This is a genomic window from Geminicoccus flavidas, assembly GCF_009806515.1.
GTDB lineage: Bacteria > Pseudomonadota > Alphaproteobacteria > Geminicoccales > Geminicoccaceae > Geminicoccus > Geminicoccus flavidus.
The window spans coordinates 1-2,709 of record NZ_WUJP01000671.1 but is presented as its reverse complement, the minus strand read 5'-3'; the positions used below and the strand labels follow the sequence as shown (position 1 = coordinate 2,709).

Below are 2,709 nucleotides of genomic sequence, written 5' to 3'. Positions count from 1 at the left end.
ACCACGCTCGGCGAAGGTCCCTTGTGGGACGTGGACGAGCAGCGCCTCTATTGGATCGACAGCTTCGACGGCCGGGTGTTTCGTTGCACCGAGGACGGCCGCGAGGTCCGCGCCTGGGACGTGCCGCAGAAGATCGGCTCGATGGCCCTGCGCAAGAACGGCGGCGCCATCGTCTCGCTGCAGCGCGGCTGGCACGCCCTGGACTTTCAGTCCGGCGAGGTCGAGCTGATCCACGACCCGGAGCCGGACAAGCCGAACAACCGCATCAATGACGGCAAGGTCGACCGGCAGGGCCGCTTCGTCGCGGGCTCGATGGACACGATGGAGGAAGGCCCGAACGGCGCCCTCTACCGGATGGACTCGGACCTGACCGTGACGAAGCTGGAAGACGGCATCATCGTCAGCAACGGCCCGTGCTGGAGCCCGGACGGCAAGACCTTCTACTTCACCGACACCTGGTCCGGCGAGATCTCCGCCTACGACTACGACTCCGCCACCGGTGCCATCGGCAACAAGCGCACCTTCGCCAAGATGCAGTGGGAAGGCGGCGCCTTCGACGGCGCCACGGTCGATGCCGAGGGCTGCGTCTGGAGTGCGATCGTCTATGCCGGCAAGCTCGCACGCTATGCGCCGGACGGCACGCTCGACCGGGTGATCGACATGCCGGTCAAGAAGGTCACCAGCGCCATGTTCGGCGGCCCGAACCTGGACATCCTCTACGTCACCTCGATGGCCAAGCCACCCCTGCCGCGCTTCCCCGACGACCCGGCCCCGCGCGGCTCCCTGTTCGCGATCCACGATCTGGGCGTGCGCGGCGTGCCCGAGGCCCGCTTCGCCGGCTGAGGGAAGGGGCTGGCGCGCTTCGTCGCCATCCCGCCCTACAGGAACTGCATGGTCGGCAGTGGCGACGGGCCATGGGCGCTGCCCTCGTCCGTCGCCACTTCCGGGAACTGATCGGGGTCTGACAGGCGCCCGGCCCGTGACGGTTTCGGACAGATTCCGCCTCCCCCAGGAGCCGGAAGCCATCCGCATCCACGCCAAGCCGCCGGAGCCTCCACGGCCTGCTGACCGCCTCGCTTGCAGGAGGCGGCCGGATCGGCTTCTGCTGATCGGCCCAGCCGATCACCTTCCGGCGGTGCCGTCATCATGGGCCTGCTGGATCTCGATGAAGAGGCCGACATGGTCGCTCAGGGCCCGCCCGTCGGGATCATGCCCAGGCAGCGCACCTACCCGCACGGTCCGCAGATCCGCCGTGTGCCAGAGGTGATCAATTGCCGGCTGGTCGAGCTCCGGAATGGCGCCTTCCGTCGCCAGCCGCAGGAACGGCGGGATGGCGTCGGTCAGTGCCTGGAACGCGCGCAGGGATGCCCGCTTGCGCGGGATGAACTGGTTGACGTCGCCGACCACGAGGGTGCGCTCGGCATGGTCCTCGCGGGCAAGGATGTCGGACAGACCCTGAAGATAGACGAGATGATCCTCCCACGGACGGCGGTCCTTCCGTCCCGTGGCGACGTGGGCCGCTGGCCAGGGCACGCACATCCCGATCATGCGCAACGACCCGAGCTGTGTCTCGGTCGTGCCCGCGACGAAGCGGCCAGGAGGGAGCCGCTCGTCGCCCAGGTCGTCGATGCCGGTCCATGGCTGCCTGCTCCAGAGCAGCACCTTCCGCCGCCCCTCCTTCAGCGGATACCCGTAGTCGGCCCGGGCATGGATCAGATGCCCGTTGGGCAGGAAGTCCGTGTGCGCCTCGGTCAGGCAGACGAGATCGGGAGCGTGCTGCTCGATGACGTCCGCGATCACGCGCCCGGCCGGCGACTGGCGGCGGCGCCAGGCGATGTTCCAGAGCACGATCCTGACCGCCGGCTCACCACGTTCCCGTTCCTGCATCACGCTCTCAGCCGGCTGTCTTCTGTGTGACACGCAGGACCTGCCTGAAGATCGGCGGGCTCAGCAATCCCATGAGCTTTCTGTACATATCGGGCGATGCCCTTTCGCACCTGGGCCAAGCTTCGCAGGCGCGCCAGTCTCGACATCCTGTGCTCCGGGCAAGTTCATCTGCTCTGGTCGAGTGTACGCCCGTGATCGGCCTTCGGGTCCAGGGAGGAGCGCCCGATGTCGGAGAGGAAGCGCCGCGTGTTTCCGGATGCATTCAAGCGCTAGGTCGTCGACTGGTCTTGACGAGCGGGTTGCCGATCATCCGCGTGGCGACGGAACTCGGGCTGTACGAGACGCAGTTGCGGCGGTGGATGCGTTGGTTCGCGGCACCGGGAACACCCGGCTGAAGCGGGAGCTGCAGCGCGCCGAGATGAAACGCGACAACTTGAGAGAAGCCGCACTCATCTTGGGAGTGGTCTCCCGATGAAGCTCGGGTTCGTCGACGAGGACCGTCAGGTCCGGCCGGTCCGGGATGTGCCGGGTGTTCGGGATCTCGCCGAGCGGGCACTACGCCTTGCGCTTGCGCCTCGGGAGCTGACCCGCAGTCGAAAACCGTGCCCTTCCCGGCACTATGCGGCGGCTGCACCCCACCGGCAGCCGTCATAGCCACCCGACCGCATCGGGATGGAAATCCGAGTCCGCCCTCGCCTGACCGATCTGGCTTAGGGATTTCACCTATGTGCGGAGCGGGGAGGCTGGCTCTACCTCGCCGCACTGATCGGCCGGTACACGCAAGAGGTCGTTGGCCTACCACGGTCTGCTGGCCGCCGATGA

Annotated in this window: 2 protein-coding genes; one reads left to right on the top strand and one right to left on the bottom strand. The window is 67.4% G+C overall.

Annotated features, from left to right (window positions below; genetic code table 11):
* Nucleotides 1-843, top strand: an 843-nt coding sequence (locus EQG76_RS19030; protein WP_159715944.1) for an SMP-30/gluconolactonase/LRE family protein, incomplete at its 5' end; no start/stop codon positions are given.
* 279 nt (nucleotides 844-1,122) lie between these two features.
* Here EQG76_RS19030 and EQG76_RS19025 read toward each other — a convergent pair.
* The gene (locus EQG76_RS19025) at nucleotides 1,123-1,887 is read right to left on the bottom strand and encodes an endonuclease/exonuclease/phosphatase family protein (protein ID WP_159715943.1); all 765 of its coding nucleotides are present in this window, start codon (nucleotides 1,885-1,887) and stop codon (nucleotides 1,123-1,125) included.
* Nucleotides 1,888-2,709: the final 822 nt, after the last annotated feature.